The organism is Desulfosporosinus burensis, assembly GCF_054657535.1.
Window position 1 is genome coordinate 396,921 of the sequence record NZ_BAAHYN010000005.1, and the last position, 6,495, is coordinate 403,415.

A 6,495-nucleotide genomic window follows, 5' to 3' on the forward strand; every position below is an offset into this window, starting at 1 on the left:
GAAAGTCTAACTTTATTTCTCAGCACATACTCTTAAAGAGAACCACAAGTAAGGGAGTGCTGGAAACGATGGTGCGATGGCCTAAAATAATACTAGGTAAAAAAACGGCAATAATTCTTGTTTTGGGTGTAATGGGTATGTTAGTAGTCTCAGTATTTTGGCATGGTTCTACCGCCGTTGTTAGCCCTCTGGAAGATCGTTACGTTGTGATGCTTGATCCCGGACATGGAGGGTATGATCCAGGAGCGGTTTCCTCTCAGGGTGTTTATGAAAAAGAGATTAATCTCCAAATTGCCCATAAAGTTAAGGAGATGCTTCGTCCAAGTGGAATAGTGGTTTTTCTTACTCGGGAAGAAGATTCGGATTATGTTCCTAATGGGGTCACAGGTAAAACTTCCAAGAAGAAAATTGACCTAAATCACCGCATTGATATGGCAAATCAGGAGAAAGCTAATGTTTTTGTCAGTTTACATGTTAATGCAACCGCCAAAGGTCAAAATTCAGGGGCCGAAACATTTTACCATTATAAATCTGAATCTGGAAAAAGGTTAGCTGAATTAATCCAACAAGAATTGATTAAAATATCAGGGATGAATCGTAGAGTTGCCAAGCCTGGTGATTTTTACGTGATAAAAAACACCAAAATGCCAGCTGTTATTGTGGAAGTCGGATATTTGTCCAGTACAAAAGAACAGACAAAGTTACAACAAACTTGGTATCAAGAGCAATTATCACGTGCGATTGCCAAAGGAATTTCCAACTATTTCGAAAGACTCCCATAATTGACTTAGGAAGGATATATATTACTAAAATTATTTAGATACATAACCTCTTTTGAAGCGGGGAAAATAAAGTCAGTGACCGAATCTAGATTAAGGAGTTGAAGTGTAGCATGAAACGGTTTCTGACTTTTATGAGTAGTGCCTTGATTTTAGGGCTTACCTTGACAGGATGTACCAATGTACAATCTCCTAATACTCCTGAAACTCCGCCTGAGCAAACAGCTCAAAACACAAAGCTCCCTGAAGCGGAGGCAGGAGCAACGCGAGAATCCGTATTAGGACCTGAAAAACGTGTGGTCATGGGATTTTACACTGACCAAGAAGGGCCTGTACCTAGTTCGAAAGAAACGACGTTGAAAAATGCTAAGTTAATGGATGAAGTTGCGTTTTTCTGGTACTCTTTTGATGCAAACGGCAAGGTTATTAAGACAGGTGACGTTGATCTAAAAATTAAAGATCAGGTTCAAAAAAATGGGTCCAAAGCTTATGCTTTAGTGCATAACATGAAGTTAAAAGGAACGGTTGGCTTTGATGAGAATCTAGCACACAGTGTATTATCTAACCCAGGAAAAAGGTCGAACTTAGTGACAAGCTTAGTCAACCTGACAACCAAAGATAATTGGGATGGAATTTCGGTTGACATTGAGAAAACCCCTCCTGGAGATCGAGAAAATTTCTCTGCCTTTGTTGCTGAGCTTAAAAAAGCATTAAAAGCGAAAGATAAAGTCTTGAACATTTCTATCCCGGCAAAATTTGTAGATTATCCATCAGATCTATGGTCAGGTGCCTATGATTATGCTGCAATCGGAAAATCCGCTGACCAAATCATCCTTATGACCTATGATGAGCATGGACTCGGAACAACCCAAGGACCAGTAGCCTCTGAGGGATGGGTAGATCGAGTTATTAAATTCGCAGTGGGAAAAATACCTAAAGAAAAAATTGTGATGGGTCTCCCGGTATACTCCTTTGACTGGGGAACGAACAAACCTATCATGCCAGATTATCTGTCCTATGCTCAAACACTTGAGCGGGCTAAGAAGCACGGCGTAGAAATTGTTACCGATCCAAATGCGAAAGTGCCACAGTTTACCTATACAGCAAATGGGATACGTCACGAAGTTTACTTTGAGAATATCGCCAGCTTAAGAGCAAAAATGGATGATGCGCTTAAATACAAGTTGCATGGCGTTGCTATTTGGCGTTTAGGAATGGAGGATCCCGCTATTTGGGATCAGCTCATAAAAACTTATGGCACCAATAAAGAAACCAGGGAGGAAAAATAAACTCATTAACGGGACGGAAGAGAAAATCTTTCGTCCCGTTAAAGTATGCCCCCTTAATTTGAGTATTTGGACATTCTCGGTTAAGATATAGGAGTTGAAAGCGGAGGAATCAAAGGATGATAAAAGAATTAATTGTAGTTGAAGGGAAAAATGACGCACATGCAGTGCGCCGTGCCCTTGGAGAAGTGGATCTTCTCTGGACTGATGGTTATGGGCTAACCAAGAAAAAGTTAGAGTATATTGCAGAAATGGCAAACCATCAAGGAGTGATTGTTTTTACAGATCCAGACACGGTGGGAGAGCAAATTCGCAATCGTATTCGGACTTATGTTCCGCACGCTAAACATGCTTACTTATCTAGGAAAGTAGCGACAAAAGATGGGGATATCGGGGTTGAAAATGCTGCATTACAGGAAATCCGTCGTGCCTTTGAAACTATTCAGCAAGATCATAAGACTTCCAGTAACGGTGAGAAGTTTACGATACAGGATTTATTTCAAGCTGGTCTTGCGGGCGTAGAGCAGGCAAGTGAATATAGGATAGCTGTAGGGCGCAAGCTAGGAATCGGAGATACGAATGCCAAACAATTCCTTCATCGGTTAAACCGTTTCGGAATTTCACGGGAGGTTCTTTTCAAGGCAATAGAGGAGGTTCAGCATGGAAAGCGCATCTGAATACACTCAGCGACTCATAAAACATGGGGCACGCGCCCATAAATCGCTGGGCCAGGTTTTTTTAATGAGTGACGAAGTGATTGACTGTATTGTCTCAGCCAGTACGTTACAACCGGATGTTCCACTCGTAGAAATCGGGCCCGGTCTAGGAGTCTTAACACGGGTCCTCGCACCCAAAGTGCCCAAGATGTGGGCGGTTGAGTTGGATAACCATAAAATTGGGATTCTGAGCAGAGAGCTAAAAGGGCTCCCTATAGAAATTGTCCATCAGGATGCTTTAAAGCTAGATCTAAAGGATCTCTGGGGAGATCAATCAGGATATTTGGTGGGGAATCTGCCTTATTATATTACCAGTCCACTGATCATGCATTTTCTTGAGCAAGCGGATAGATTAAGTGGGATGACGATTATGATACAGAAAGAAGTAGCTGATCGTATTGCAGCACCACCAGGGAGTAAGACCTATGGTATTTTGTCAATTGCGGTGCAGATTTCGGCAAGAGTAACAAAAGTAACGGATGTCTTACCGAGTGCTTTTTGGCCTTCGCCCAAGGTTACTTCGTCCGTACTTAGACTAGACCTTCGCCCCTACCCAGGATTTGACGTAGATAAAAAGGACTTTTTTCGAATAGTTAAAGCCGCTTTCAGTCAGCGGAGGAAAACCTTGAGTAATTCGCTGATGGGTGGACTAGGGATTAAAAAAGAAGAAGTCATCGAACGCATGCAAAGCGTAGGCATTTCGGAAGGGCGACGTGCAGAATCGTTGAGCATAGAAGAGTTCCAGATTTTAACAAGAGCCTTTCAGGACTAAATAGTAGGAATTGAGGAGTATACACCACTTTGTCGGTGTATACTCCTCCTTTTGTAACGAACGTTAAAGATGTAAAAGGGTAATCAAGGTATGCTAAAAGAATTTCTTGATCTTTGATGGCATAAAAGACGTTCAATTTCCAAACTATAAGGTTGCCTGATAAACGAAGCTCGAGGTTCGAGGTTCGAAATCGAGTCTATGATTATCCTAGAAGTTCGCGGTTAAGATAATGTTGCAGATTATGGAGGTTGACTGGGGTTGGGAAAAGCAAAGAATAGTTTCCTTAAATGGTCAAGTATTATTGCGACGATGGCAACGACCGTGCTTGCGCTTACGGCGTTGATTACAGTCTATTTGACAGTGGCCGCTTGGAAGGTACAGCAAGAGACCGCACGACCCTATTTCATTTTGAAGGAATCACCTAAAATTGACTTAGGTAATGAACTAAGCTTTGAGTTGAAATTCAATAATGTGGGAATACACCCAGCGGTCAATCTTTCGAGTAAGACGGTTATCTTTGATGAGCGATTGGACGATAAACCGATTTACGAAGATGAATCCTCGATTGTTAACGACATCCCCAAAGAAACTTCATCGAGCTTAATTGTAACGATCCCCAGCGAAGAGATTTACCCTAAACAGCTTGAAATCAAGGCGCACTTTATCGTCATTGATCTACAGTACTCAGACCCCATCTTAAATAAAGCCTATACTCAAACCATTTATATGAAATGGACCGGGATCAAGGAGGGTCAACTGCAACCGATTGTCCATGTGCGGGTGGATGAAAAGGAAACTATTTTAGAATACTTTCAAAGGCAAAAAATCAATCCTAAACTGAGGAATTAAAGATCTCTCGACTTGCGCAATTAGAGGTTCCGGGGATGATAACATGTTGCTCATAAAACAAGCCCTGAGATTTTAGAGATTCTTGCCAATCTCTAAGGAGATCAAAACGCCGTTCTGGATGGTAGCCCAATAAGTTGTGTTTTCCCAGTAATCGAGTCATAGGGATAGCTTGGCTTAGCGCTATGCCCATAAGGCAATCTCCAATGATAGTTTCGCCAATCAGTCGCGCATGACGTCGATGTTTTCGAGGAGAGTGTAGAGCTTCGTGAGGAATTGAGGTGGCCACTTTAATCGAAAAACCAATCTCCTTTGCCCAATACAGGGTGAGCGGGGGTATTGCGATAGCCTTGATAGGAAGGGTATCTAAGGCGTGTTTAGAAAGGGCATGAGGACCGTGTGTGGGCGTTGCAAGACCTAGGGTCTTAAAAAGATCTAGTTCACGATTGAGCTTCGAACGGAATTTAAGGACGAGATTAGCAAGTTTTTGCCGATGTGGAATGTAGGGATAACAATTTGTTAAAGCAACATCGACACCTGATTCAATGGAAGTAAGGAGTTGGACAAGATTGTGATAGATATCCCCGGACATATCCCCATCGACAAACAGTGCTCCCGTAACTCCTAAATTACGTGCATAAAGCGCTCCGACTGCTCTCGGAATATCAATACCTAAGGGTTCTGAAAAATATAGAATATGAATCCGAGTATCTGGTATCGAGCGAGCAAGCTCTAACGTCCGATCCGTACAGCCATTAAGGACAATGATTATATAGCTTATAGGAAGACGCAATACAGTGGTTAAGACTGCCAAGATGCTCTTTTCCTCGTTTTTGGCTGGAATAATTACTCCGAACATCATTGGACCCCCTTTATCTTAACTTGCTATACTATATGCCGTTTAGCTATATTCGACATAGTATATAGCATATTTGAAGGTCGATATTCGCTATTCGAATTATGGAAAAAGATTCACCAGCTGTATTTGATTTGATATTCGAACCACGAACTTCGAACCATGAAAAAGGAGGTCTGGCTATGTTTCAGGTTGGAGATGTTGTTGCTCGACTCTCACATCGACAGGATATTTACTTTCACATTGATCAGTTGAAGGTAAATTTAAAAGGGGAAGGATCGGCGATTCTTAAAGGGATTAATTTACGACTACTCGCGGATGCTCCGATCTCAGACCTTGTCGCAAAGAGTCCAAGTGAAGTTGCGAACTACGAGCGTGAAGATAGTAAGCTGATTTATCAAAAGTTACACAAACTAACCAGTCAAAGGAAGATGGATTTAGATGACAAAAGAGAATTTTTTGAGGTGCCAGGACGAGTGTTACAGCTTGACGGAGACCAAGATTATCTAAACCAATGTATTAAAATGTATCGGCAAATGGGAATTGATGCTAAGGGTATTTGTAAATCAGAGATTGAACAACCGAGAGTAATTCGCAAAATATTACAAGAAAACCCAGCTGATATCTTAGTATTGACCGGTCACGACGGCTTCATCTATGGAAAAAAGGATTTTCACAGTAATGATAGTTATCGGAGTTCACGCTATTTTGTGGAATCTGTATTGGAAGCAAGACGTTTTCAGCATAACCGTGATGCACTAGTGATTTTTGCAGGGGCTTGCCAATCTAACTATGAAGCGATTCTTTCAGCAGGAGCTAATTTTGCTTCATCACCTAAACGCATGCTCATCCATGCTTTTGATCCGGTGTTTATCGTGGAGCGAATTGCTTTTACTCCAACAGATCAAATTGTTTCGGTGAAGGACATTTTGACGCATACGATTACGGGGACGGATGGAGTTGGAGGGGTAGAGACTAGGGGACAGATGAGACGGGGGTATCCTAGAAGTCCTTATTAAAGCCATTAGGGGAAAAATCGGTTTTTAAAATGTTGGGGGAAATGTTGGGGGGACGGTCCTTCTAAAACCCGGTATTGCGTGTTACAACCACCCTACACCCAACACAATTATAATCAACCTACACCCAAAAAAACAAATGGGTGCATATAATTAGGTCAAATTATTAAATGGGGTAGCGATTTCGACCACATTGACAAGGTTTTAGACCGACGTGGTAATCA

7 protein-coding genes are annotated in these 6,495 nt (G+C 41.8%); 6 read left to right on the plus strand and 1 reads right to left on the minus strand.

Going from position 1 to position 6,495, the window contains the following annotated elements:
* The first annotated feature begins 71 nt into the window (after positions 1-71).
* From ACYQ3Q_RS11375 to ACYQ3Q_RS11395, 5 genes are all read left to right on the plus strand, one after another.
* Positions 72-782 carry an N-acetylmuramoyl-L-alanine amidase family protein gene (locus ACYQ3Q_RS11375; RefSeq protein WP_459928670.1) on the plus strand — a complete coding sequence of 237 codons (711 nt, stop codon included), beginning with the start codon at positions 72-74 and terminating at the stop codon, positions 780-782.
* Between the two features lie 110 nt (positions 783-892).
* Positions 893-2,068, plus strand: coding sequence for a glycosyl hydrolase family 18 protein (locus tag ACYQ3Q_RS11380; RefSeq protein WP_459928648.1), 1,176 nt, complete (start codon positions 893-895; stop codon positions 2,066-2,068).
* Between the two features lie 116 nt (positions 2,069-2,184).
* Positions 2,185-2,742 (plus strand): ribonuclease M5, encoded by a 558-nt coding sequence (gene rnmV / locus ACYQ3Q_RS11385; protein WP_459928649.1) that lies wholly within the window; start codon positions 2,185-2,187, stop codon positions 2,740-2,742.
* A complete protein-coding gene (gene rsmA, locus ACYQ3Q_RS11390; protein WP_459928650.1) occupies positions 2,726-3,553 on the plus strand; it encodes a 16S rRNA (adenine(1518)-N(6)/adenine(1519)-N(6))-dimethyltransferase RsmA in 828 nt (275 codons plus the stop codon). Before rnmV ends, rsmA begins: the two co-directional genes overlap by 17 nt.
* 258 nt (positions 3,554-3,811) lie before the next feature.
* Positions 3,812-4,402, plus strand: a complete 591-nt coding sequence (locus ACYQ3Q_RS11395; RefSeq protein ID WP_459928651.1) for a hypothetical protein — start codon at positions 3,812-3,814, stop codon at positions 4,400-4,402.
* Here ACYQ3Q_RS11395 and ACYQ3Q_RS11400 read toward each other — a convergent pair.
* Complete coding sequence (locus ACYQ3Q_RS11400) at positions 4,386-5,258, minus strand: glycosyltransferase family 2 protein (protein WP_459928652.1); 873 nt, start codon at positions 5,256-5,258, stop codon at positions 4,386-4,388. The genes ACYQ3Q_RS11395 and ACYQ3Q_RS11400 overlap by 17 nt on opposite strands.
* 179 nt (positions 5,259-5,437) lie before the next feature.
* Between ACYQ3Q_RS11400 and yabG the strand changes: the two genes are divergently transcribed.
* Positions 5,438-6,274 carry a sporulation peptidase YabG gene (yabG, locus tag ACYQ3Q_RS11405; RefSeq protein ID WP_459928653.1) on the plus strand — a complete coding sequence of 279 codons (837 nt, stop codon included), beginning with the start codon at positions 5,438-5,440 and terminating at the stop codon, positions 6,272-6,274.
* Positions 6,275-6,495 lie beyond the last annotated feature (221 nt).

What these genes read in the sequence shown, in the direction of transcription:
- rnmV (WP_459928649.1), top strand. Translation starts at nt 2,185, where the DNA reads ATGATAAAAGAATTAATTGTAGTTGAAGGGAAAAATGACGCACATGCA.
- ACYQ3Q_RS11380 (WP_459928648.1), top strand. Translation starts at nt 893, where the DNA reads ATGAAACGGTTTCTGACTTTTATGAGTAGTGCCTTGATTTTAGGGCTT.
- yabG (WP_459928653.1), top strand. Translation starts at nt 5,438, where the DNA reads ATGTTTCAGGTTGGAGATGTTGTTGCTCGACTCTCACATCGACAGGAT.
- ACYQ3Q_RS11400 (WP_459928652.1), bottom strand. Translation starts at nt 5,258, where the DNA reads ATGTTCGGAGTAATTATTCCAGCCAAAAACGAGGAAAAGAGCATCTTG.
- rsmA (WP_459928650.1), top strand. Translation starts at nt 2,726, where the DNA reads ATGGAAAGCGCATCTGAATACACTCAGCGACTCATAAAACATGGGGCA.